A 24,367-nucleotide genomic window follows, 5' to 3' on the forward strand; every position below is an offset into this window, starting at 1 on the left:
AGAAATAGCGGAAAAAAATTGCGGAAGATTTTTGAAAGGAACGGTAATGAAAAGAAGAGTTTTGATCTGGGGATGTTGTTTGATAATGATGGGATTGATGTTCTCGGGGTGTAGCCCCAAGGCTGAACCGAAAAGCTATGAAAAGACCATTGAAGCAGCTCGAACCGAGATCTGGAATGCCATCTCAGCGGGCGGGGCATCCAGTGCCACCGTGGCGATTATGGACAATGGTAATCTGGTCTATGAAGAAGGTTTTGCCATGGCTAACCGGGAAGCCGGGCTTTCGGTAACCAAAGACACCCAGTTTAATATCTGTTCGGTCAGCAAGGTGTTTACCGCAGCAGCAGTCTTGCAGCTTTGTGAAGACGGAAAACTGGAGTTGGATAAACCGGTGGTTGATTATCTGCCGGAGTTTACCATGGCTGATAGCCGCTATAAAGATATCTCGGTTCGGATGCTGCTCAATCATACCGCCGCTTTGCCCGGAACCTATACCACCAATGCCGAAACAACGGAGCCGGATCCCGACTATACCCAAAAATTTCTGGCCTATCTGGCTGGTACTGAGTTAAAGGGCGATCCCGGGAAGGTAAGTGTCTACTGCAACGATGGTTTTACGCTGGCCCAAATTCTGGTCGAGAAGAGTTCCGGCCAATCTTTTTCTGATTATCTGGCGACCAATATTTTTACAAAAGCCGGGATGAAAAACAGCAGTTGTTATTTTAAAGCCGATAACACCGACATTGCCCGGAAATACAACGAAGATGGCAGCGCTGCTCCAGTGGAATACATCAACAGCCTTGGTTCCGGCGGGATAGCCGCCACCGCCGCTGATTTATGTCGTTATGGCCAGGCCCTGTTTCAGGGCAAAATTTTAAGTGAAGCGATGGTCACCGAATATACCAGTCCCCAATATGGGGACCAAACCGTGCCTGCTGGAACACCCCTGTATCCGTATGGGTTGGGCTGGGACAGTGTGGCGGTGGCCGATTTTGAGCGCCAGGGGGTGACGGTGATTGGTAAAAACGGCGGCTCGCCCCAATATAATTCGCAGTTATATCTGCTGCCGCAGGAAAATATCTCGGTGGCCATTGTCTTTGCCGGAAATGCCGATGTCACTGGCGTTGCCAATGATATTGTCCAGGCGCTGCTTGATGAAAATGGACTCAGTGAGGGTTTGGAAACGGAGACAGCAGAACCAACGGCAGCCACCATCCCCGATGAGCTTCTGGCTTACGCCGGGATTTATGGCGATGGTGGAGCGATTGCAAAGATCGAATTCAATAACGAGAAAAATGCCATGATTTATAAAAAATATGACGGCAAGACCTTTGAAACCCAGGGCACCTATCCCTATCTCAGTGATGGTTATTTTCATTTACCGGTGGTCTATCGGGCTGGTTTTGCCAAAAATTTCGGCCAGGAATTTTTTATGATCTATGATCAAAGCAGTGATGCTGGTTTTGTCTCAGGGCAGAAAATGGCGGCAGCAGCGGCAGCGCTGGATACCAGCCAGTTTAGCGGAAAATCATGGATTCCCACCAATCTTTCGGCCATTGACGCCAATGCGATGGGCGTAAAAACCGGGGTTGTGACAGAGCTGCCGGGTTATCTTTATCACACGGCCAATGGCGGCTACACCCTCTATGGCTTAAAAGATGCGACCACAACCCAAATGGTGCTGCCCTACGGCAGGGATCTGGCCCAGGCGACGATTGCCGAAAACAACGGCCAAAGGATCTTAACCATCATGGATTATCAGTTTATCAATACCGCTTCCGTGGCGTCGCTGCAGAACGATGAAGCGATTGTAATTGGCAGTGATGGGCAAAGTATCTGCCGCAAGCTGGATAATGATGGAACCTTCAGTGCGGTTATGCCAGAAGGTGGCCGGATTGTGATTTATGGTCCCGATCTGCAGCCAGATTACGACAGCAGCAGTGGCGTCGCCGAAGAAATCCCAGTGACAGCTGGTTCTTATCTGGTCTTTATCGGTGCGCCGGGAGCGACATTCACTTACGCGTATACCGTTTAGTGGGGCAACATCGACAGGAATTATAAAAGCGGTTAAAGACTGGTTTTAAAAGAGGGAACAATTTATAAAAAAACGAAAGGATAAAGAAAATGTTAAAAAAACGATTAACAGTTGTGATGCTTGGTTTGTTGTTGATTCTTGTTCCTTTGGCGGGATGTACGACCGCCCCATCCCAGAGTCAGAGCTATGAAAAAACCATCACCACGGCACGCACCGAAATCTGGAAAGCCATCGCTGGCGGTGGGGCCTCCAGTGCCACCGTGGCTATTATGGACAATGGTAAAATTGTTTATGAAGAAGGCTTTGCCATGGCCAACCGGACTGAGGCGTTGGGGGTAAATGCCAGCACTCAGTTTAATATTGGTTCGGTCAGTAAGGTGTTTACAGCTGCGGCCGTGATGCAGCTGGTGGAGGCGGGTCAGCTGGAGCTCGATAAACCGGTGGTTAGCTACCTGCCGGATTTCACCATGGCGGACAGCCGCTACAAGGACATCACGGTTCGGATGCTGCTTAACCATACCTCGGGATTGCCGGGAACGATGATGTATAATGGCTTTGCATCGGCCAAAGATCCCCAGTTTTTTACGGAATTTATGAATTATCTGGCGGGTTCCAGTCTCAAGGTTGATCCTGGGGTGGTCAGTGTTTACTGTAATGATGGATTCACTCTGGCCGAGGTGTTAATTGAAAAGGTGTCCGGCCAGACGTATTCCGACTATCTGCAGCAGAATATTTTTAAAAAAGCCGGGATGAACGACAGCAGCTGTTCCTTTAAGGCTGGAAATCCCAATATTGCCCTGAAGTATAACAACGAGGATGGCACCGCTCTGCCAGCAGAAATCATTAATCTGATGGGCACCGGGGGAATTTCCGCAACGGCAGTGGATCTATGCCATTTTGGCAATGCGCTGCTGGAAAACAAGCTGATGAGTGCCGAATCCTTTACCGAGTATACCAGTCCCCAGTATGGAAAAGAAACAGTGCCGACGGGCACCCCGATTACCAATTATGGTTTGGGTTGGGATATGGTGGACGTTGCCAGTTTTGCCGAACAGGGTGTCCATGTACTGAGCAAAAATGGCGGAACGCTGCAGTTTAATTCTCAGCTGTATGTCATTCCTGAAGAGAAACTTTCTGTGGCTCTGATCTTTGCCGGTACCGGGGATGCTTCGGGAATTGCCGAAACCATCACCCAGACACTACTGGAAGAGAAGGGTGTTATTCCCGCCCCGCCACCAGCCGAGCAAACAACCACTGCTGCAGCGATACCAGGCGAAATACTCAGCTTTGCCGGATATTATGGAGCCAGCGGCAGTGTCATCAAGATTGAGTTTAATCAGCAGAATAACACGCTGGAATACAAACGCTTCGATGGCAATGGCTTTACCACCGCTGGCAGTTATTCCTACAGCGGTGAGGGCTATTTTGATATGCAAAACGGATATCGAATGTCTTTTTCCGAAAGTTTTGGCAAAAAACTGGTGCTGCAGTCGATGAATACGGCCGATTATTCGCTGGTCATCGGTCAGGGCATTACGGCCAATAATCCGATCGATACCAGCCGTTTTGCCGGTAAAGCCTGGATTCCCAAAAATCTCAGTGCCATTGATTTATATGCATTTTCTGCTGTGACTGGCAGTCTGCCGGAGCTTCCAGGAACCATTTATTTTGGCAGTGACGGCAGCTTTACACCCTATCCCCTGAAGGACGAAAATACCGCCTATAACAACCTGCCCTACGCCCGGGATCTGGTTGAGCCAACCCTTACAGAAGAAAACGGAACCACCACAATGACGGCGATGGGCTATGTTTTTGTGGATGTGGCCGACATTCCCATGCTGGCCAATGATGAAAAAATCAGGATAGAAAAAAATGGTGAAAATGTCGTCAGAAAGCTGGACGCTGATGGTAGCTTTAGCGTCACCCTGCCAGAGGGGGGGCGGTTGGTGATTTATGACCCAGCGCTGGCGGTGCTAGCCGATACCATGTATGCTACAATTGAAGAAGTGCCGGTGCCAGCGGGTGCTTATCTGATGTTTATCGGCAACGAAGGCGATGAATTTACCTATCAGTACAGCTTTTAAATAGTTGATGCCGCAATAAGGCTCAAAATTAATATTTTGAGTCTTATTTTTTTGTCGGAATTGGGTTACAATGAATGAAATAGAGCAATTGATCATGAGTCGAAAAATTATCCAGGATGATTGCAGATTAGCTTATTTGAATAAGAAGGGAAATTTGTCATGAAGAAGATTACCAGGATTATCTGTCTATTTCTTTCGTTGCTGTTTTTGACCGGCTGTACCGCCAGCCAGAATGAACCAAAAACAGAGAGTATCAAAGAGACCATCTACGATGCCTACGTTTATGCCTTTCCGTTGGTGCTGGTGAATGCCACCATGGAAAAGATGACCAATACAGTGGAACCAACGACGACCCAGGCACCGCCTAATCAGTTGTTCCACAGCCATAATCTGGCCAATGCCAGTGCTAAGGATGTGGTCACCCTCAATACCGATACCCTTTATTCGCAGGCATTTTTAGATCTGTCGGATACGGCAATGGTTTTTGTGATGCCCAAAGCTGACCGATTTTGTTCCGGGGAGATCATGGATGCTTATACCAATGCCGTCAAAATCACCGGCTCCGGCAGCGATAATCCGGATCAGACGGCTTTTCTGATTACCGGGCCGGATTACAGTGGGGACATTCCCAAAGACCTAGTTCATGTTGCCATGCCTACCAATATGGCCTGGATTTTGTGTCGGGTACTCAGCTATGGCGAAGCCGATCTTGATAATGTCTATGCCATTCAAAATAACATCCAATTGCTGCCGCTGACGAATTATTTGTCAGGGGAAGCCTATATTCCGGCTAAAGGCAGTTATAGTGAAAGCAATAACTTTATTCCCATCGAGCATGTTTTGCAGATGACCCCAGCGGAGTTTTTTAATACCGCCAATCAGTTAATGGTTGCCAATCCTCCTGCCAGTGCCGATCAGGCCATGATTGAAAAAATCAGTGCGGTGGGCGTCGGCCCGGGCCTTGAGTTTGACCCAGCAATATTGGGGGATTCCGGACAGGACGAGTGGAATACGATGATCAATGATCTGTCGACCACCTTGTTCAACGATTCTCAGGATTTTCTGGTTCAGATGAATAACTGGCGGTTTTTTGGGGAACCGGTGGCCGAATTTGGCACCGAATATGATTATCGGGCATTGATTGCCTTAAACGGTTTGGCAGCCAACCCAGTTTCCGTCGCCATTTATCCCAATGCCAGCACTGATAGTGATGGCGTCACCTTTGATGGCACCAACAATTATGTGATCCATTTTGACAAAGATCAGCTCCCACCAACCAAAGACACCGGTTTCTGGTCGATCACTGCCTATGACAGTGATAATTTTTTAATCGATAATCCGATTAATCGCTACAGTATCAATGACCGCAGTGCTGTTACCTATAATCAGGACGGTTCGCTGGATTTGTTGCTGCAAACTCAGGCCCCGGCCGATGCCACAATGGCTAATAACTGGTTGCCGATTTCAGCTGATAATTTTCATCTGTACCTGCGAATTTATCTGCCTCAGGAATCAGTGTTTGATGGCAGTTGGCAACCGCCAACGATAAAAAAGGCCGAATAAAAAATCAGCGTGTCGATTAGTTCGGTTTGCAAGGGTGTTTTTTTGACAACGATAATTTTGAATGAGGCTAGTTAGATGAATATAATTTTAAGCACAATATTGGTGGTTTCATCAATGGTCTTGATTGTTTTGGGGATCGTTGGCTTTCGGCATCGGGGAATTTCTGGGGTTAAAGCGATTACGCTATTAATGTTTGCCATGGCAATTCACAGTTTTGCCTATGGGATGGAATTGATGAGCTCGGATTGGGAAACCATGTATCAATGGATTCGAGTGGAGTATCTGGGCGTGTCTTTTTATCCCATTCTCATTCTCTGGTTTGCCAGAGAGTATGCCGGGGAGCGGCGTTTTGCCAACAATTATGTGATGGGGATTGTGCTGGCCATCTGTACGGCTACCTTGTTTTTGGTTGAGACAAATGCGATGCATGGTTTATATTATGCTCAAATGGGGGTGGATAGAAGCATTGGCTTTCCCATCGTGATGACACAAAAAGGTCAATGGTATATGGTTCAGGTAGGGGCCTTGTATTTTGCGATGATTTATGCCCTGGTTGTTTTGATTGGACAGATCCTAAATACCAGAGGGGTGACCCGAAGGCGGGCCTTTCTGGTTTTTACCGGAATGCTGGTTCCGATGATTGCCAGCACCTGTTATTTATTGGGCTGGGGAATTGGTGAAATTGATCTGATACCTTTTTCATTTATCTTTTTAAGTGTGTTGGTGGCCAGTGGTATTTATCGCTATGATATTCTTTTTTTGAGTGAAGTCACCCATGAAATGATCTTTAATACCATTGGTGAGGGGGTTATTGTGGTTGACAGCGAAGGCTATATTCTGAAAATGAATCGGGCGATGCAAAGCTTGTTTGGAATCCTCGGTCAATTAAAGATTGGAGAGCCCATAAACCGTTATATGGTCTTGGCGCATATTTTGGAGAGCAATGATTCTCAGACCATTGCCATGGGTGATAAACATTATCAGATTCGCTTGAATGCGATTGGAAAGCACCATGGAACCATCGTTGTTTTTACCGATGTGACCGAAATTACCGAGGCTAAAAAACAGGTTGAGATTTTGGCTATCACCGATCACTTAACCCAACTCTTTAATCGGCATCATTTTGTCCAGCGATTCAATCAGCTGGAGAAGGTGGGTGTGGTCATGTTGCTGGATATTGACCACTTTAAGCTGGTTAACGATCAATATGGACATCAGGCCGGAGATACCGTACTCTGTGAACTTGCCGATTGCTTGAGTAAGCATTTTTACGATGGCGTGATTTGTCGCTACGGCGGGGAAGAGTTTGCGGTGCTGATTGAAGGGGAAAGCCTTGAAAATGCCAGAAACCGGAGTGAAACGTTCAGGACGGCTTTTCAATCCCGACAGACGGCTTTTCCCTGTACGGTGTCGATTGGCTTATGCTGGTATAATAAGGAAGATTACAGCAAAACCATGAATCTGGTCGATAAGCTTTTGTATCAGGCCAAAAATGCAGGTAGAAACGCTGTGGTTTGGGAAGAAGCGCTTGAGACATGAGAAGAATACGGATAAAAACATGAAAAAATTGGCGAAGCTTCAGGCTTCGCCAATTTTTATCGAAAAATTTAAAAATATGATGGAATTAAAATCTAAACCAACTGATAAGCGGCGACAAAACCGGTTTCGACGGCATTGGCAATGCGGCCAATCTGAGCCGTGTCACCAATCTTGACAACCCGATCAAAATGAAGAACGAGCGCATCGGCCAAGGTTTGATCAGCTTTGACGCCTAAGGATAGAACCACATAGTCAACAGAAAGATCAGTGTATTGTCCATTGGTCTGCTTCAATTTAATCGATTGATCATCAATTGATACCAGTTTATGGGCTGGCATAAAGACGGTGCCAAATTTAATCAGGCGGGCCTGAACGTCGCTGAAACTCTGCCAGCTGGCATCGGGGCCAATGCGATCAGCCATCTCCACCACAAAAACCTCATTGTCCTGGGTTTCCAGCAGTTCAGCCGTTTCAACCCCGGTCATGCCAGAACCGATCACAGCGACTTTTTTACCAGTGAGCTGGACCTTGCCAGTGAGAATATCGGTGCTGGTGCAGACATGGGCTTTTTTGACGCCTTTGATCGATTGAGGAACGATTGCTTCAGAACCGGTGGCCACAAAAACAGCATAAGGGTTCAGAGCCGTAATGGCATTATGGGTGGCAGGTGTATTGAGGCGAACTTCGACCCCCAGCTTGGTGAGTTGGGTTTTATAATAGTCAATCAGCCAGTTGATTTTATCTTTATGAGGCGGCTTGTTGGCCAGACCGAGTTGGCCACCCAGTTCGCCGTCTTTCTCAAATAAGACGACCTTAAATTGCCGTTCAGAAAGCTTGCGGGCCGCTTCCATGCCCGCAGGGCCCCCACCGATAACAACCACTAAACGGCCATCGCCATCCTGCCGGGCATCATTATAGAACCATTCCCGGGCGGCCCGGGCATTGATGGCACAGGCAAAGGGTTCGCCCTTCATCCCATTGGCAATCATGGAGTCCATGCAGTTCAGACAGGAGATGCAGCGGCGGATATCATCCACCGCTCCGGCAGCAGCTTTATTAACCCAATCGGGATCAGCCAATAGACCCCGGGCGATGGTAACCCCGTCCACGCGACCCTCAGCAATGATTTTTTCAGCAAATTCCGGGTTGCGGATCACACCGACCCCAAAGACCGGTACATCCACCGCTTTTTTTACGGCTTCAGCCAGATAGATTTTCCAGCCTTCGTTAAAAGAAATCGGTTCCCAGGCCTGATTCATGGTTTCATAAATACCAGCCGAGACATTGATGGCATCGAGACCAAAGGGCACCAGGTATTTACAGATTTCCACCGCTTCATCCAGCAGCAAGCCGTCTTCGGAAAAGGGAAACATCGATTCCCGAAGAAACTCATCGGCTGAAATCCGGAACATCACCGGGTAGTCGCGGCCAACGCGGGCGCGAATACCTTCAATAATTTCTTTCACCACCCGGGCCCGGTTTTCGGTGCTGCCGCCGTATTCGTCAGTCCGTTTATTGGTCAGCGGGGAAATAAACTGGTTTAGCATGTAGCCATGGGCGCCATGCAGTTCAACCCCGTCGATCCCTGCTTTGTAGCAACGTTCGGCGGCATTGATATAATCCTGAACAAAGCTTTTTATTTCGGCATTGGTCATTTCCCGGCATTCGGCCTGGGTCAGCATGCTCTTGATGCCACTGGGAGAGATGGTCGCCCGCCCACCGATGGCCATGTTATCAGTTTGTCGGCCGGGATGATGCAGCTGAATAAAGATGGCACCGTCATAAAAATGAACGGCCTTGGCCAGCTTGGAAAGCCCTGGGATGCAGTCATCGGTGGCGGCCGAGGTTTGGCGGGGCATCATCACGCCGGTTTCATTATTGACCCGGGTGACCTCGTTGATAATCAGTCCGACCCCGCCTTTAGCGCGCTCGGCGTAGTAGGCGCATTCACATTCCGAAACCGTGGCATTGTCATGAGCCGTTCCCGAACCCATGGCGCCCATCACCACCCGGTTTCTGATTTTTAAGGTACCAATATTAATGGGGGACAATAAATGTTCAAAAGTCATAGAGATTCTCCTTAAATTTTATAAATCGATTTACTGATAGCAGTCGTAAATCTTGGCCAGCGATGCGGCAATGCGTTCTTCAGTGGCCGGAACCGGACAGAGAAAACGCAGACCTTCATTGGCGACATAGTTTGTACAGCCGAGGATTTGTTCTCGGGATATAGTTAAGTCCGGAAGCGTTGGAATCCCCAATTGTTTCTGAAATTGACGTAATCCATTGGCGACTTCGATTCCAATTTCCTGGGGATCAGTGGCACTGATGGTTAGGCCCATGCAAGTGCCGATTTTTTTGACTTTTTCGGGATAAACGGGAGCTGTTAATTCAAGGATAACCGGTGTGACCAGGGCGCAGGCAATGCCATGGGGAATATGAAAGGTGGCGCCCATGGCGTGAGCAATGGCGTGACCCAAGTGAACCATGGCATCATTAAAGGCAATGCCGGCATTGTTGCTGGCCAGGGCCAGATTTTCCCGGGCTTCAAGATTCAAGGGATCGGCAGCAGCGATTGGCAGCCATTTGGTAATCCGTTCAATGGTATCATAACAGAGAATATCGGAGTGGGGATTGGGTTGTACACTGGTTAATGCTTCGCAAACATGGGAAAAAGCGTCCATACCGGTGTAAACTGTAATTTCTTTTGGCATCCCCAGGGTCAATTCAGGGTCAACAATCGCAAAGCTGGGTGGTGCAATGGCACCGATTTTTTCATGATTTTTGGTATCGCTGATGACGGCGATAATGGTGCTTTCCGAGCCGGTGCCAGAGGTGGTGGGGATCAAAATCAGCTTTATCGGTGGGTTTTCCAGCGGCATCATGTTTCGGGCCGAATCCAGCAGTTCCGAAACACTGACATGATTGGCAGCCAGGGTGCTGATTCCTTTGGCGGTATCCAGAACACTGCCGCCGCCAATGCCGACTATCCCATCAATGGCGTGAGTTTTTACCAGATCGGCACCAGCCTGAACCGTGTAGTCCGGGGCATCCATTTCACAGTCGGCAAATAAAAAGATTTCCATTCCGGCTGCGGTTAAACTGTCGACTACTTTTTGAGAGTGCCCCATTTTTTTTACGTTTTCATCCGTGACGATTAAAACCCTGTTAAATCCTAATTCTTTGGCTACATCTCCGGTGGTGCTGACCGCGCCAGCACCGAAAGCTACCGGACATAATTGTGAGTATCGTTGTACCATCTCAAATCCTCCTTGATTTTGTTAAAGCGTTGTCATTTCGAGCTGGCATCAGTATAGCAGTTGGGGGTGGCGCCGTCTTTGTGAGGGTTTGAGATTTTAGTGATCAAAAAAGAAGTCGTTTGACAAAGCAGGCTTGTAAAAAGTGACAAAATAAGGAGGTTGAATTGGTAAATTATTCCTAAAAATGAGATCGGCAAACGGTCAGTGGTTTTTATTTAAGACCCTGATGTACAGGGGTTTCACCCCGTGATATAATGAGTCAAATTCGATAAGATGATAAGGTGGTTTTGATGGCGGTAACACTTAAAAAAATGAGGTCGGTATTGAATGGGCGTCCTGTTAGAATGCGCATCAATGAAAATGACGACACGATTGAAATTAAAGGCATTGACTTTTTTACTGAACAAGAAGACGTGTCGCCGGACTATGCCTATGTTATAAAGGGGTCTGATATCCAGCGACGACTGGATCACAAAATCTGTTTTATTATCATCGAGGATCAGCCCCTGGACGAAAAGTATACGGGAGAAAGTAGCACGAATGCCATTCTGGTGGATAAAGCCTGGAGCCCGGAAACGGTGGTCAAGCGGGTCAGACAATTATTTGAGGATCAGTATCGGATTGGCGACAGCTCAATAAAGATTCTTGAGTCCTGTCAGAAGGGCTATACCATCCAGCAATTACTGGATCTGGGCTATCAGCTGCTGGGTAATCCCTTATTGCTGGTTGATGTTTCGTTATGTTTTATTGCTCATTCCGGGGGAAATAATATTAATAATGAACCGCTTTGGGAATGGACTTTGTCCAAGGGCTATGTCAATAAAGAGTATGCTAAATCGGTGATGACGGATGAAAATCAAAATGAAATTGATCAGGGCAAAGAGGTGCTGGTCATTTGGGAGACGGGCTTGTTAAACCACCGGCAACTGGTTGGCCGGGTTTTAAAAAACAATCGTCCGTTGGCCTATCTGAAGCTTTTGGAATACCACCATCCAATTAGCGAAAGTGATCAGGAAATACTGATTATGCTGTGTCATGCTGTAGCGATGACCATGGAGGATGCCAACGGCATCAGCCAGACTGCCAGTTCACTGAGTGACACCTTTTTAATTGCCCTGCTGAACCAGAAAATGTATGATCATGCGGCCATTGAAGAACGGGAAAGAATTTATGGACTAAAGCTCTATAAAAATCTCTTCGCCCTGGTTATCCGCATCGATAATCGCCAGAATACCAATGATCGGTTGTATTACTTAAAGCGGATTTATCAGAATTTCTTTAACCGGCAAACGGTGATTATTTACAATGGACAATTGGTGATTTTGCTGGACACCATCACCGCAGAAATTCAGAATGAGCGGGAAATGGCATCATTTGAAAACCTATTGGAGGAAAATGACTGTACCGCCGGCATCAGCAAAATATTTTATCACCTGTATGATTTTTGTGAGCACTATAAACAGGCTCATAATGCTTTGACTTTAGGCGATCAGCTGAAAAAACCAGGGCGGATTCGCAACTATGACGAACTGATCATTCCCCATATGATCCTCAGCTTTAGAGGCGAAACGAATATTAAGAATTTAATCCATCCGGTGGTGAAAACACTAAAAGACCTGGATGAGAAAAAGGGCAGCAATTTTCTGGAAACCCTGGTAGCCTATATTAATCATAATCAGGATACCACCCTGACCGCGAAAAGTCTGCATGTTCACTACAATACGCTCAAATACCGGATTAATCGGATTATTGAATTAACTGAGCTTGATTTATCCGATAGCGAAACCTTGTTCAACATTCAGCTCTCAGTGAAGGTGAATGATATTTTAGCCTGTTTATAGTAAAAAAGTGGAGAAAAAAGCGCAATGAAGATAATCAATGAAAGCCACAACTTAAGTTTAAAAGAAAGTTTTGCAATTGAGCGTATCCGGCAGTCGGCAGATCATCGCTTGACTGAAGAGAAAATGACCGATATGGTGATTGTCGAACATCATCTGAATGCCTATATTAATGATCAACTGGCCTTTAAACTGGTCTGCAGCCCCGAAAGATTGGATGCCCTGGTGCTGGGATTTCTGCTCAGCGAGGGCTATATCAAAAATCCCGATGAAATTGAATTTATTTATGTCTGTGAAAGTGGGGAGCGGGTCAAGGTCCAGCTGTATAAACCACTGCCATTGCCGGAAATTGATCATGATACCGGCAGCAACTCGATTTCCTGTGGCAATAACCGGAAAATTCGCCAGGCTGCTTACGCCAAAAGCCTGATGCCCTTACCGGTTCATGACTGGTCCCCGGAAACAGTGTTGATGCTGGCCAATGCCTGCAACCACAATGCCGGGCTGTTTGCCGAAACCGGCGGAACCCATTGTTGTGCGATGAGCATTAGTGGCGAACTGGCGTTTATCTGCGAAGATATCGGCCGCCACAATGCAGTGGATAAAACCATTGGCCAGGCCATGATAGAAGAAAAAAATATCGCTGAGGCGATCCTGTTTACCACCGGCCGGATTCCCTCGGATATGGTTATCAAAGCGATCAGAAGCCGTATCCCGGTGATTGCCTCCCATTCAGCGCCCACCGACGAAGCGGTTTTACTGGCCCGTCAGTTTAATCTCACCCTGATTGGCTTTGTCAGAGGCAAACGAATGAATCTTTATGCAGGAAAGTAATTTCCTGCTTTTTTTTCGGAACTGCAATATCATCCTAGAGATAAAAGAAGATTAATGCTACACTGGGATGGAAGCGGAGGTAGGAAAATGAAACACCATGAAGAACGGATCGTCCGTTATGATAGCGAGCTGAAAATCGAAGCCTTGCGTTTAAAAGGCATTATTCAAAAATTTCCCAATCACTTTCATGAGCATTATGTGATTGGCTTTATTGAAAGTGGACAGCGAAAACTGTCTTGTAAAAATAGGGAATACCGGGTAGAACCAGGGGATTTGCTGCTTTTTAATCCCTACGATAATCATTTTTGCGAACAAATTGATGAAAAACCCCTGGATTACCGGTGCCTCAACATCAAACCGGAAATAATGAGGGAAGTGGTTTACGAAATCACCGGGAAGCCGGACAAGCTGATTTTTAAACAGCCAGTAGTATCTCAGTGCGAACAGGTCAAGGGCCTTCAGGAACTGCATCAGATGGTCATGCAGGAAGCAGGCGAATTTAACAAAGAAGAAGCCTTTCTATTTTTGATCGAGCAGCTGGTCGAAGAATATGGAATCCGGGAAACCGATGGTGATCAGCCGGAAAGTGATGGTGACATTGAAATGATCTGCGCTTACCTGGAAGCACATTATCAGGAGCGGATCACACTGGCGGACTTATGTGTTTTAACTGGATGCGGCAAGTATTATCTGGTCCGGGCCTTTACCAGAACAAAGGGGATCACCCCCTACCGCTATCTGGAGACGGTGCGCATCAACCAGGCCAAGCAGTTGCTGGAAAAAGGGCTGGAGCCGCTTGAAACAGCTTATCAGACCGGATTTTCGGATCAGAGTCACTTCACTAATTTTTTTAAGCAATTCATTGGGATTACGCCAAAACAATACCAGAAAATATTTATCCCGAATGCTCCGCAGCCCCAGGGTTCCCGGAGCAGGGATGAGGGGAGCAAAAATTGAGCGGCGAGCATTGGCTGACCGGCCATCTGGCGGCGGCGTTTACGATTTTTATCTGGGGCATCACCTTTGTTTCGACAAAAATTCTGCTGGATGTTTTTACACCGATTGAGATTCTGGTTTTTCGCTTTGTGATCGGCTATCTCGCCCTGACCCTGGTCTATCCCCGGCGCATGGGCCTACGCAGCCGGGCCGCAGAAATGCTGATGATGGCTGCTGGTTTGTGTGGGGTTACCCTCTATTTTTTGCTTGAAAACATTGCCCTCACCTATACCTATGCCTCCAACGTTGGCGTGATTATTTCGATCGCCCCCTTTTTCACCGCCATCCTGGCCCATTTCTTTCTGGCTGGCGAAAAACTGAGCCTGAATTTTTTCATCGGTTTTCTGGCTGCCATTATCGGAATTTTTCTGATCAGCTTTAACGGGATCATGGTGCTGCAACTCAATCCCATTGGTGATTTACTGGCGCTACTGGCAGCCGGAGTATGGGCGGTTTATTCAGTGCTGACCCGTAAAATTAGTGGCCTGGGTTATCACAGCATTCAAACCACAAGGCGGATCTTTTTTTATGGGCTCCTCTTTATGCTGCCGGCCCTGCCCTTTTTTGATGTTAATTGGAGTATTAAATCATTGACTCAGCCGGTTTATCTCTTTAATCTGCTGTTTTTGGGACTGCTGGCCTCGGCGCTCTGCTTTGTCACCTGAAGTCTAGCAGTCAAGCGATTGGGAGCCACCAAAACCACGGTTTATATTTATCTGGTGCCGGTCATCACCGTGGCAACATCGGTGCTGATTCTTAAGGAAAGATTAACCGGGCTGGCGGTACTGGGAATTGGGCTGACCCTCCTGGGGTTGATTATTTCTGAAAAGCAGAGCGCTCCGGGAAAAAATAGGATGACCGAAAAAACTGAAAAAATCAGCTAACAGGAAATACGATCAGACATGATTTTATTGTAAATGCCAACAAATTATCTGACCATTCCCATGATTTATGATAAAATAAATCATGGGAATTAATTTTTTAAGATAATGCTATAAAAGGAAGGGTTAAATGAAATGTTAAGATTAAGGGCAATGAGGATCACACTGATTGGTTTATTCGGTCTGGTTTTATTGTTGGCGATGATGCCGCATATCAGCAGGGTTAGCGCCGAAGATAATTCGACACAAACTGAAAACGCTGTCACAGCCGATTCGGTGGAGCGGGTCGCGACCTCAGAGCGTACCGTGAATGCGATGATGGGCTGTTCCTATCGTACCCATGTTCAGAATGTCGGTTGGCAGGATTTTGTCAGCAATGGAGCCATGAGTGGCACGGAAGGCCAGGGGCTGCGGTTGGAGGGTATTGAAGTCAACCTGGAGAATGTCAGCGGTGATGTGGGCATTGAGTATACCACCCATGTCCAGAATATCGGTTGGCAGAATTATGTAAAAAACGGTGCGATGAGCGGAACCTCGGGCCAGTCACTCCGGCTGGAAGCCATCAAAATCCGACTGATCGGGGCTGACGCTGGGAATTACGACGTTTACTATCAGGTTCATGCCCAGAATTTTGGCTGGCTGGATTGGGCTAAGAATGATGCCAGCGCCGGAACCGAAGGGTTTGGTTTAAGGCTGGAGGGGATCAGAATCATGGTGGTACCCAAGGGTGATCCGGCACCGGGGGCAACGGATCGTCCTTTCGTAACCACCAACACCCAATCGACCTATCGAACGCATATCCAGAATATTGGCTGGCAGGGTTGGCAGAAAAATGGCGAAATGAGTGGTACCACAGGACAGAATCTGCGTCTGGAAGCCATCGAAATAATAAATGAAAACCTGGAAAGCAATGTTGGCTTTGAATACCAGACCCATGTCCAGAATCTTGGTTGGCAGGGTTGGAAAGAGGACGGTGAACTGAGTGGGACCTCGAATCAGGGGTTGCGACTGGAAGGAATACAGATCCGTTTGACGGGAGCCAATGCCAATCTGTTCGACGTGTATTATGAAGCCTATGTGGAAGGCTTTGGCTGGATGCCCTGGGTGATGAATGGTGAAAGTGCCGGGACTGAAGGGTTGGGGCTGCGCCTGGAGGGCATTAAAATAATTGTTCAACTAAAAGGCTTGCCGATACCTGACAATACCGCCAACGAATTGGGCTCACTGGCCCAGCTGGTCAATAAAAACCATCATATCCCAGCGGATTATGTACCGGATGATCTGGTCTGGGTTAATCTGCCTTCCACCCGGGACACCCAACTGCGGGCTGATGCCGCCGAGCATCTGATCCAGTTATTTAATGGTGCCAGTGCTCAGGGCTTGACCCTCTACTGCAATTCCGGGTATCGCTCTTATGCGACTCAGGCGGCATTGTATCAATGGAATGTCGAGATGTATGGAGTCGCCGGGGCGGAGCTGGTCAGTGCCCGGCCGGGAATGAGTGAGCATCAACTGGGCTTGGCCATGGATGTCACCTCCGCCACCGTTGATTTTGATCTGGTGGAAAGTTTTGGTGCCACGGCGGAGGGTCAGTTTATCCGGGATCATGCTCATGAGTATGGTTTTATTGTCCGCTATCCCCAGGGCAAAACCAATATCACCGGCTATGCCTATGAACCCTGGCATCTGCGGTACCTGGGGGTTCCGGTAGCCACGGCCATTTACAACAGCGGTAAAACGATGGAAGAATTTTATGGAATTTACTAACTGAGCGGATGATTTGGTTTTTATGAAAGGCAAAGCGATGAAAAAGTTAGGAATACTGATGCTGATTGTGGTCATTTTGGTGGCGGGATGTTCAAGTCAGCAACAAACAAAGGAGAAGATAGTGTCAGTTAACAAAATTACGGCTGAAGAGGCCAAAGTCATGATCGATGAGGGCAAAAACCTGGTCATCCTGGATGTCCGGACTCAAGAGGAATATAACGAAGGTCATATTGAGAATGCCGTACTGATTCCGGACACCGAGATCAGCGCTAAGTCATCCACTGTTTTAGCCGATTCGAATCAGACCATTCTTGTTTATTGTCGCACCGGCCGCCGGAGTGCCGAGGCGGCAAAAAAACTGGTGGATCTCGGCTATAGCAATATCTATGATTTTGGTGGTATTGTGGATTGGCCCTATGAAGTGGTGAAGTAGCAGAGAATGCGATTGAAAATAATGACTGCCAACAGAATGACTAAAAAGTTCAAGCACCCCATTCTGAAAAAGAATTGGGGTGCTTGAATTTGTTTGACATTCTTTGGGGGTCTCGAATACTCGTGGTGAGTGAGTTGCTAAAAGCATCCACAGGCGGTTTTAATCATGAAATTGCAACAAATTATGTAGAAATTGAATATTTGTGGGTATAAAGCATAAAAACAATGATGGTTTGTTCTTGTGATCAAATACATATCATGGGAAAGGAGCAATTGTGGAGATAATACCGTATCTGGTTTCATTTATATTTTTTGTGATTGGCGGCAGCTATGTTTTTTTTGGCAGCAATATTGTTTTGACTAATTCAAAAGAGAAAAGCAACCGTCTTTTTTTTGTGTTGTGTACATTCCTAAGCGTTTGGGCTTTCGCATTTGCTCTGGCGGTACCGGCACCGGATTTGGAAAGCTGTTTATTCTGGCGCCGGGTATCGGCATTGGGGTGGGCGACCTTTCCGGGGCTGCTGTTTCATTATTTTCTGGCGCTAACCCAGCGCAACAAGCTGTTAAAACAATGGTGGCTTTATTTTTTGATCTACATACCGGCAGCAGTTTTAATTTATGTGTTCTCCCTGTCACGGGACTTAGCAATTATTCAATATAATTTAACGAACACTCCCTTTGGCTGGATCAATACCCCAGGGAATAACGGCTGGGATCGGCTGTATGATTTATACTATTTTGGTGGTATTTTGTTAGGGCTGGTGTTATTGATTGATTGGATCAGAAATACAAAAAATCCACAATATAAAAAACAGGGCCGCTATATTTTGCTGTGCTTTTCAGTTTCTCTGGCAGTAGCAGTTGTTTTTAAAGTCATCAGTCAGTTGTTTTCACTGATGTCAATCCTCCAAATACTGCCAAACATTATGTATATCGTGACGTTGAGTATCTTTTTTTCAATCAAAAAATACGGCCTGGTGAAGATGAAACCCGTCAGTACCTACGAAATGATCTTAAACAACCGCACCCGTGAACAGATCTATAACTATCTGACGGTGGTCTTTATTGCCGGAAGTCTGCTGAATATTATTTCCCAGTATTTTATGGCCAGCTCCGATGAGCTCACCGCCATTCTCCGCTTTAGCAGCCTGCTACTACTGGTTGGGCTGGTGATTCAGATTACCCAGCGGAGCAATCGTTTAAGAAAGCATCAGAATAAGATCATTATGGTGATACTGGTAGCTGCCATTCCGTTGATTACCCTTCGGTTTATCAGCTCAGCCAGTCTGACAGTATGGGCTTTTCCCTTTATTTTAATTATTATGGCCCTTGTATTTAATAACCGGATTGCTATCGTGGGAATCACGGTGTCGATTTTTTTGACCCAGATTCTGGTCTTTATCATCATGCCGCAGGCGATTGTGGTGATTGACAGCAACGAGCATGTGGTCAGAATTGGATTGTTTGGTATCGGTATCTGGGTGGCCTTTTTTGTCAACTCTTTGTATGTTCAGCGACTAAAAGAAAATACCGAGCAAATTAAGATTCAGAAAATGATTGCGCAAATTTCCGCAGAGTTCCTGACGGTCAGTAGTGAGAATTTTGAAACCATCACCAATAAATGGCTGGAAAAAAGCGGCGAAGCTTTTGATATGGATCGGGCCTGTCTGTGCTTTTTCAGTCTGGATAAGACAAATTTCAGTTGTACCGATGAATGGTGCCGAGAAGGGCTAAAACCGCAAAAGCATTGTCATCAGGAGATGCCGGTGGCAAATGCTCCGGCCTGGATTAAGCGGATACTTGCCAATCAGGTGGTGCATTGTTTTGAGCAAGCGAATCAATCAGGGGAAAAACAGGAAGAACAAAAAATATGCGGCAACAGCAATGTAACCATGGCCATTCCCATTTCCTGCCGGGGGGGCGATGTTCGGGGATTTTTAGTATTTTGTTTGTCCCGAGAAGTTGCAGTCATTGATGATCGTTATGCGGATATGTTGGAAATCATCGCCAATCTGCTGGCAGATGCGATGTCAAAGATTCAGTCCGAACGGGAAATCCGGTATCGGGCCTACTATGACCAACTGACCGGATTACCAAATCGATTGTTGTTAGGTGAACGCATCGCAAAACAAATCGAGGTATCCCGGACAACCGAAAAGATGATCGGGTTCATCTATCTGGATATTGACAGCTTCAGAACCGTTAACGATATGATGGGGCATGAAGGAGGGGACAAATTACTGATCCAGGTCAGCCAGAAGCTGGCCCAAACGATCAAAAAAACCGACACAGTTTGCCGCTTTGAAGGGGATGAATTTGTCATTATGCTTAACAACATCGCCCGGGAAAAAGAGGTGCTAAAGGTAGCTAACCGAATCATTGGTTTATTCAAGTATCCCTTTATAGTCAACGGCCAGGAATTTTATATTGCGGCTAATGCCGGTATTGCTATTTTTCCCAAGGATGGGGAAACCGCCGAGGAACTGATTAAGAATGCCGACATTGCCATGTATAAGGCTAAGGATAAGGGCAAAAATAATTACGTACTGTGTTCAAACACCATATATGAGGAGGTAGAATTTAAGAATAAACTCATCAGTCATTTGTATCATGCCTTGGACAATAATGAATTGCGGGTTTATTATCAACCCCAGATTTCTCTGGAAACCGGTAAAATTGTTGCCGTTGAGGCGTTGTTGAGATGGCAGCATCCGGAGCTGGGGTTGATTCCGCCGAAGGTAATTATTCCCCTGGCGGAACAAACCGGGCTGATCAATCCCATTGGGGAATGGGTATTAAAAACAGCCTGTCTGCAAAATAAAAGTTGGCAGGACATGGGGCTAGCTCATGTTCGAATTGCGGTAAATGTCTCGGCCACCCAATTTCGCAATCCGCTGTTAATCAATCAAATTCAAAAATTACTCAAAGAAACAGAGCTGAAACCCAAATATCTGGAACTGGAATTGACTGAGAGTATTGCCATCAACAGAGCCAACTATGTGATTAGGGTATTGAACCGACTAAAAAAAATAGGGGTCTACATTTCGATTGATGATTTTGGCACTGAATATTCTTCGCTGAGCCGTCTGAAACTGTTGCCGATTGATCAGTTAAAAATAGATAAGCAGTTTATTGATGGGATTGTTGGGAATGAAAAAGATCAGGCCATTGTTAATACGATCATCCAGCTGGCTAAAAATTTAGGCATTGCTGTCATTGCTGAAGGTGCGGAAACCATCGAACAGGTCAATTTTCTAAAAGAAAACCACTGTGATACGGTTCAGGGCTTTTACTACCATAAGCCAATGCAGGCAGTGGAAATCGAGGCGGTGCTACGACAGCAAATAAACATCAGAGGTCTTTGAAACTGCCCCTTTGGAGGTAATAATTGACAAGGTAAGCGGGGAGATCATTACGATTTTCGTAGGTAACGGTGATTAGTGTTACCTTGTTGTGGTTTCGAATCGTATCCGTCCAACCGTTGCTATCGCATTTTATCACCCCTAAAACAGGCTTGTCGCCATCCAGGGTATTTATAATTTCACGCTGAAAGGTAAGGGCATTGCGTTCAAGATTTCCGCACTCATCCATGATAATCATGGTAGCATTGGCTTTGGCTCTCTGGATCAGGGCAACACCATCGGTATTGAATCGAGCGTCATCAACTTGTGGTAAACAATCCTTCTTAAAAATAGCAATACCGTGATCGGTGCTGAAAAATTTGGGTTCAGCAGCGCCATTTAGATACAGTAACCGATCTTGAAAACGTCGATCCGGACCAAAATAAGTTTTAAAACCACCGTAGGTCTGATTTAACTGCCCCAGGGTTCGGCGGATAATGGTGCTTTTTCCGACTTGGATCGGGCCGGTTAAAAAGATATGCATTTATTGACACCTCCCTTCGATTTCAAAAATCCCCAATGATTTCTTTTTGGGAAGGTAGAAGGGGTAGTCAGTCTGATTGGTTTCAACCAGATTTTGCGATAGAAAACGGTGCAGATCTGCCTCAGTGACTTTGGGATAGTTTTTGCGGACAAACTGTTTTCCTTCTTCAAAGGAAGCAAGTGGCTGGCCAAATTCAAACGTGATTTCAGTAACGGAATAGGGGATGCTTTTCTTATCTAAGGCAGCAGCAACCAGGTCACAGGTGTTTTTGTGAAAGGATTTATATTTTTCTATTGATGAATGGTTGGCGCTCTTTTGATTTACGACAGAAATTTGCTTGCGACAGTAGGGTAGGAATTTTTCGGGTTCACGACTGCCAAAAAAGCTGGTATAGATGACATCCCACGTATTTTGTATGTCATCACAATTTAGCAGGCGGGGCTCAATATTGGTAATTCTTTGTTTGGCAATGGTTGTCTTTAGAGAATTGAGGGCAAATTCATTAATATCAATGCAGGTGATATGGTCGATATGTTTGCTTAATTCCAGATCGATCAGGCCCAGTCCACAACCAATGTCGCATAAAGTGGTATAGCCGTTTAAACTGGGGGCAATAAAATCGGCAATGTTTTTAAAAAATTGCGAGTATGCATTGGCGTCCTGATACCATTTAATTGTTGTCGGATCCCAGCTGAAATTCATTGCGTCTTCACCTTCGCTTCTCTTTTAAAAGCCACCTTTTGACCAGTGACAGAAATCTTGACATTTTCAGCCCCGGCGGCAATCCGGGCGGCCCGCAAATTGTCTTTGACCATAAATCCGGATAGCTCACCGACGCCAAAGTTAAATAATGCTGGAGCCAGGGGCGTTCCGGGCCCAACAATGGTAATGCGTCGGGCATTTTTTGACAGCTCCAGAAAGCGCGGTAGGGTCTTATCAAGCAGGGCTGCACAAGTAATATAGACATAGTCGCAGTCCGGTAGGATATATTCACTGGCCGAGATGGGGTAATCACCAGACTCCGGGTTCCATTCGATAATCGAAAAATCACAAACCGGTGCCATCAGCTTTTCAATGTAGGGGAAATGGCCGACCACTGCGACTTTTTTATCCTTAATATCGTTTTGGCACATAATAAAAGGATCAAAGTTACGATCCTCCACCCGCGGCTTGTCTGAAAATTCAATGCCATTGGCTCGGGCAATTTGGGGGTTGTTGTAATAGGCATTGATAGCCGCAATGCCCACGGCTGCCTCAACAAAATTCCAGGATTTTGCACAGCTGGCAACCTCCCGTAAGGGCAGGCCCAGCATGTTTTTTGTCAACATCGGTAGCCGGGTTTCGCAAAGCCGGGGTGATGCGATTCCGACACCGTTACCGCTGCGGACATAGGCCCGTTTTTTTCCGCAGATCAACTCATCAACTCCATAATTTTCTGGGATGCCATCAATCAGGGCATCGTATAATTCCCACATAAGCGACTCTCCTTACAGATTTATTAATTCTTTGGTTATCAAATCACCACTACGCAAATGATTTCGCAGTTTGAGTAGCTGATTATCCAGTTTTTCGATCAGCGCCAGGCTTTGCCGTTCTTCCGTCGAGGTTTCAATAATTCGGTCAATACCACCGTTTTTAATAATAATTCGTTTGTCAGCATTGAGTGCCAGTAGCGGATCATGGGTTGATACGAAGATGATTTTTTCACGCTTGGCCAGCAGCATAATGGCCTTCCGGCGATCGATTCCGGCGTTTTCAATCTCATCGATTAAAACAATGGGGGAATCGCTCATGTAGGCGGTGTCGGCAATCATCAGGGCCCGGGACTGTCCGCCGCTGAGCTGGGTGACCTTGGTATCATCAGAAAACGTCTCCCCGGCCAGATCATTGGCACATAAAAAACACGTTTCCACCACCTCATTTACATTGGGAGACAACCGGCATTTAGCGTGCATTTCCAGAAATTCCCGGACCGTCAGATCCATCACAAAATTCATATTCTGGGAAAGCTGGGCCACCAGTTTGCCATCCATTTCAAAACGTTGGGTGTCATCCAGCGGCTGATTATTAATCATTATCTGACGCCGGGTAGGGGTGTCCCGTTGGGCCAGACATTCGATGTCATTGAGTAATCGGCTTTTTCCTGATCCGGTGGGACCGACAATACTGATGACTTCCCCGGCAGAAATGGTCAGACTGATATTTTCCGGCTGTTTTAATTTATTGATGCCGCCATTAATAGTAATTGAGGTGACCCCACCAATGGCGGATCGGGTTTCGGAAAACGTTCTTAGAAAGACGGCCAGGTTCAGCAGCAGATCATAAGGTTCCAGACCAAATTCCTCCAGAATTTCGTCTTCAACGCCCGCCAGGGCATCAAGCAGCAGCCCATCGGTGGCAAGATCGCTTAACCGATAGTTGGCTAGAAAATCCAGGGTGATCGGATAGCGTTCAATCACAAGGGCCAGATAGTCGTTATTCAGAAGAGTCATAAAATCGGAAACAGTCATCATTTTTTAAACTCCATTTTTTTTAGCATGCCCCGCTGGTGGGGCTCCCCAATTCGGGTTTCGCCGGTGCAATAGGAACAAACCGCCGCCGGGGTGGTAAAGCGCAGCCGCATGTCCCGGATGGTGTCAATCTCCAGGGCATTTTTCAGGTGTTTAGCCAGCATAAAAGTCCCCTGGCCGGTGATGCCATTGATAAAAATAATCCGGGCGGTTAAATTGACCTGTTTGATGTTAAAGGCAAAGACTTCACGCTCGGCCTGAGAAACAATATCTCCCTTGGTGACAACGACAATGTCGGCGAATTTTAACATCGGACCGATTTTGCGGGGCGTATTGACCCCGGATAAATTATCAATGACGCAGATCGAAGCAATGCTGTTGATATAAGGGGAGCAGCGGTTACAGAGACCGGCACTTTCAGTAATCAACAGTTTAAAGCCGGACTCAATCCCCCATTGAACAGCGTCTTCAATATTGCTGACAAAATAGTGATCGGGACATGTTTTCCCGGAAAAACCCATTTGAACGGGAACCTGGGCGGCCTCATAGCTTAAATTGTCGAAGGAGGTGAGACAATCAAATTTGACCACGCCAATGCTGCCCTGGGGCATCTTAAAGGCTTCAATCAATTTTAAAATAACAGCAGTCTTGCCGGAGGAGGGTGGTCCGGCGATGGTGATTAATTTCATTTCGTTACCTTCTTTATCTTTGCTTATCATGACGTGTAAGGGGTCACAGACCCT

Annotated in this window: 17 protein-coding genes and 1 pseudogene; 11 read left to right on the forward strand and 7 right to left on the reverse strand. The window is 46.6% G+C overall.

From position 1 onward, the window contains the following. Nucleotides 1–46 precede the first annotated feature (46 nt). The 4 genes from ACWI_RS07735 (at nucleotide 47) to ACWI_RS07750 (ending at nucleotide 7,221) form a co-directional block, all read left to right on the forward strand. Nucleotides 47–2,035 carry a serine hydrolase domain-containing protein gene (locus ACWI_RS07735; protein WP_084633567.1) on the forward strand — a complete coding sequence of 663 codons (1,989 nt, stop codon included), beginning with the start codon at nucleotides 47–49 and terminating at the stop codon, nucleotides 2,033–2,035. An 89-nt stretch (nucleotides 2,036–2,124) separates the two neighbouring features. Next, nucleotides 2,125–4,119 carry a serine hydrolase domain-containing protein gene (locus ACWI_RS07740; protein ID WP_070370859.1) on the forward strand — a complete coding sequence of 665 codons (1,995 nt, stop codon included), beginning with the start codon at nucleotides 2,125–2,127 and terminating at the stop codon, nucleotides 4,117–4,119. Between the two features lie 159 nt (nucleotides 4,120–4,278). After that, nucleotides 4,279–5,682, forward strand: coding sequence for a DUF1254 domain-containing protein (locus ACWI_RS07745; RefSeq protein ID WP_070370860.1), 1,404 nt, complete (start codon nucleotides 4,279–4,281; stop codon nucleotides 5,680–5,682). 75 nt (nucleotides 5,683–5,757) lie between these two features. Beyond that, the gene (locus ACWI_RS07750) at nucleotides 5,758–7,221 is read left to right on the forward strand and encodes a histidine kinase N-terminal 7TM domain-containing diguanylate cyclase (protein ID WP_070370861.1); all 1,464 of its coding nucleotides are present in this window, start codon (nucleotides 5,758–5,760) and stop codon (nucleotides 7,219–7,221) included. 92 nt (nucleotides 7,222–7,313) lie between these two features. On the opposite strand, the gene ACWI_RS07755 is transcribed toward ACWI_RS07750, so the two are convergent. Both ACWI_RS07755 and ACWI_RS07760 read right to left on the reverse strand, forming a co-directional pair. After that, entirely contained in the window at nucleotides 7,314–9,290 is a 1,977-nt protein-coding gene (locus ACWI_RS07755) for an NAD(P)/FAD-dependent oxidoreductase (RefSeq protein WP_070370862.1), read from the reverse strand. A gap of 30 nt (nucleotides 9,291–9,320) precedes the next feature. After that, the gene (locus tag ACWI_RS07760; protein WP_070370863.1) at nucleotides 9,321–10,481 is read right to left on the reverse strand and encodes an iron-containing alcohol dehydrogenase; all 1,161 of its coding nucleotides are present in this window, start codon (nucleotides 10,479–10,481) and stop codon (nucleotides 9,321–9,323) included. A 323-nt stretch (nucleotides 10,482–10,804) separates the two neighbouring features. On the opposite strand from ACWI_RS07760, the gene ACWI_RS07765 reads away from it, so the two are divergent. The 7 genes and pseudogenes from ACWI_RS07765 (at nucleotide 10,805) to ACWI_RS07795 (ending at nucleotide 20,594) form a co-directional block, all read left to right on the forward strand. Further along, on the forward strand, nucleotides 10,805–12,322 hold the full coding sequence (locus tag ACWI_RS07765) for a PucR family transcriptional regulator (RefSeq protein ID WP_175440918.1): 1,518 nt from the start codon (nucleotides 10,805–10,807) through the stop codon (nucleotides 12,320–12,322). Nucleotides 12,323–12,346: 24 nt separating this feature from the next. Beyond that, nucleotides 12,347–13,153: a formate dehydrogenase accessory sulfurtransferase FdhD gene (gene fdhD / locus ACWI_RS07770; protein ID WP_084633569.1), complete on the forward strand. Its 807-nt coding sequence runs from the start codon at nucleotides 12,347–12,349 to the stop codon at nucleotides 13,151–13,153. Nucleotides 13,154–13,240: 87 nt separating this feature from the next. Further along, nucleotides 13,241–14,110: an AraC family ligand binding domain-containing protein gene (locus ACWI_RS07775; protein ID WP_070370865.1), complete on the forward strand. Its 870-nt coding sequence runs from the start codon at nucleotides 13,241–13,243 to the stop codon at nucleotides 14,108–14,110. Then, nucleotides 14,107–15,033 (forward strand): annotated as a pseudogene (locus tag ACWI_RS07780) (DMT family transporter). The gene ACWI_RS07775 and the pseudogene ACWI_RS07780 overlap by 4 nt, the downstream one beginning before the upstream one ends. Before the next feature lie 132 nt (nucleotides 15,034–15,165). Then, nucleotides 15,166–16,797: a D-alanyl-D-alanine carboxypeptidase family protein gene (locus ACWI_RS07785; protein ID WP_084633570.1), complete on the forward strand. Its 1,632-nt coding sequence runs from the start codon at nucleotides 15,166–15,168 to the stop codon at nucleotides 16,795–16,797. Nucleotides 16,798–16,918: 121 nt separating this feature from the next. Then, nucleotides 16,919–17,230 (forward strand): rhodanese-like domain-containing protein, encoded by a 312-nt coding sequence (locus ACWI_RS07790; protein WP_242871594.1) that lies wholly within the window; start codon nucleotides 16,919–16,921, stop codon nucleotides 17,228–17,230. A gap of 274 nt (nucleotides 17,231–17,504) precedes the next feature. Beyond that, on the forward strand, nucleotides 17,505–20,594 hold the full coding sequence (locus ACWI_RS07795; RefSeq protein WP_084633571.1) for an EAL domain-containing protein: 3,090 nt from the start codon (nucleotides 17,505–17,507) through the stop codon (nucleotides 20,592–20,594). Here ACWI_RS07795 and ACWI_RS07800 read toward each other — a convergent pair. Genes ACWI_RS07800 through ACWI_RS07820 form a run of 5 tightly spaced genes read right to left on the reverse strand, consistent with a single transcriptional unit; the run spans nucleotide 20,581 to nucleotide 24,313 of the window. Further along, on the reverse strand, nucleotides 20,581–21,114 hold the full coding sequence (locus ACWI_RS07800; protein ID WP_070370868.1) for a nucleoside-triphosphatase: 534 nt from the start codon (nucleotides 21,112–21,114) through the stop codon (nucleotides 20,581–20,583). The two genes, ACWI_RS07795 and ACWI_RS07800, sit on opposite strands and share 14 nt — an antisense overlap. Further along, a complete protein-coding gene (locus ACWI_RS07805) occupies nucleotides 21,115–21,816 on the reverse strand; it encodes a methyltransferase (protein ID WP_070370869.1) in 702 nt (233 codons plus the stop codon). Continuing rightward, nucleotides 21,813–22,589, reverse strand: a complete 777-nt coding sequence (locus ACWI_RS07810) for a DUF364 domain-containing protein (protein ID WP_070370870.1) — start codon at nucleotides 22,587–22,589, stop codon at nucleotides 21,813–21,815. Before ACWI_RS07810 ends, ACWI_RS07805 begins: the two co-directional genes overlap by 4 nt. 12 nt (nucleotides 22,590–22,601) lie before the next feature. Then, nucleotides 22,602–23,624 (reverse strand): ATP-binding cassette domain-containing protein, encoded by a 1,023-nt coding sequence (locus ACWI_RS07815; protein WP_070371034.1) that lies wholly within the window; start codon nucleotides 23,622–23,624, stop codon nucleotides 22,602–22,604. Further along, nucleotides 23,624–24,313, reverse strand: coding sequence for a GTP-binding protein (locus ACWI_RS07820; RefSeq protein WP_070370871.1), 690 nt, complete (start codon nucleotides 24,311–24,313; stop codon nucleotides 23,624–23,626). The genes ACWI_RS07815 and ACWI_RS07820 overlap by 1 nt, the downstream gene beginning before the upstream one ends. Nucleotides 24,314–24,367: the final 54 nt, after the last annotated feature.

It is taken from the genome of Acetobacterium wieringae (assembly GCF_001766835.1).
In the GTDB taxonomy this organism is placed as follows: Bacteria; Bacillota; Clostridia; order Eubacteriales; family Eubacteriaceae; genus Acetobacterium; species Acetobacterium wieringae.

Excerpts from the sequence above, each read along its gene's own strand:
- ACWI_RS07815 (WP_070371034.1), bottom strand. The coding sequence starts at position 23,624 with ATGACTGTTTCCGATTTTATGACTCTTCTGAATAACGACTATCTGGCC.
- ACWI_RS07810 (WP_070370870.1), bottom strand. The coding sequence starts at position 22,589 with ATGTGGGAATTATACGATGCCCTGATTGATGGCATCCCAGAAAATTAT.
- fdhD (WP_084633569.1), top strand. The coding sequence starts at position 12,347 with ATGAAGATAATCAATGAAAGCCACAACTTAAGTTTAAAAGAAAGTTTT.
- ACWI_RS07740 (WP_070370859.1), top strand. The coding sequence starts at position 2,125 with ATGTTAAAAAAACGATTAACAGTTGTGATGCTTGGTTTGTTGTTGATT.
- ACWI_RS07760 (WP_070370863.1), bottom strand. The coding sequence starts at position 10,481 with ATGGTACAACGATACTCACAATTATGTCCGGTAGCTTTCGGTGCTGGC.
- ACWI_RS07775 (WP_070370865.1), top strand. The coding sequence starts at position 13,241 with ATGAAACACCATGAAGAACGGATCGTCCGTTATGATAGCGAGCTGAAA.
- ACWI_RS07800 (WP_070370868.1), bottom strand. The coding sequence starts at position 21,114 with ATGCATATCTTTTTAACCGGCCCGATCCAAGTCGGAAAAAGCACCATT.
- ACWI_RS07745 (WP_070370860.1), top strand. The coding sequence starts at position 4,279 with ATGAAGAAGATTACCAGGATTATCTGTCTATTTCTTTCGTTGCTGTTT.
- ACWI_RS07735 (WP_084633567.1), top strand. The coding sequence starts at position 47 with ATGAAAAGAAGAGTTTTGATCTGGGGATGTTGTTTGATAATGATGGGA.
- ACWI_RS07750 (WP_070370861.1), top strand. The coding sequence starts at position 5,758 with ATGAATATAATTTTAAGCACAATATTGGTGGTTTCATCAATGGTCTTG.
- ACWI_RS07805 (WP_070370869.1), bottom strand. The coding sequence starts at position 21,816 with ATGAATTTCAGCTGGGATCCGACAACAATTAAATGGTATCAGGACGCC.
- ACWI_RS07820 (WP_070370871.1), bottom strand. The coding sequence starts at position 24,313 with ATGAAATTAATCACCATCGCCGGACCACCCTCCTCCGGCAAGACTGCT.
- ACWI_RS07755 (WP_070370862.1), bottom strand. The coding sequence starts at position 9,290 with ATGACTTTTGAACATTTATTGTCCCCCATTAATATTGGTACCTTAAAA.
- ACWI_RS07785 (WP_084633570.1), top strand. The coding sequence starts at position 15,166 with ATGTTAAGATTAAGGGCAATGAGGATCACACTGATTGGTTTATTCGGT.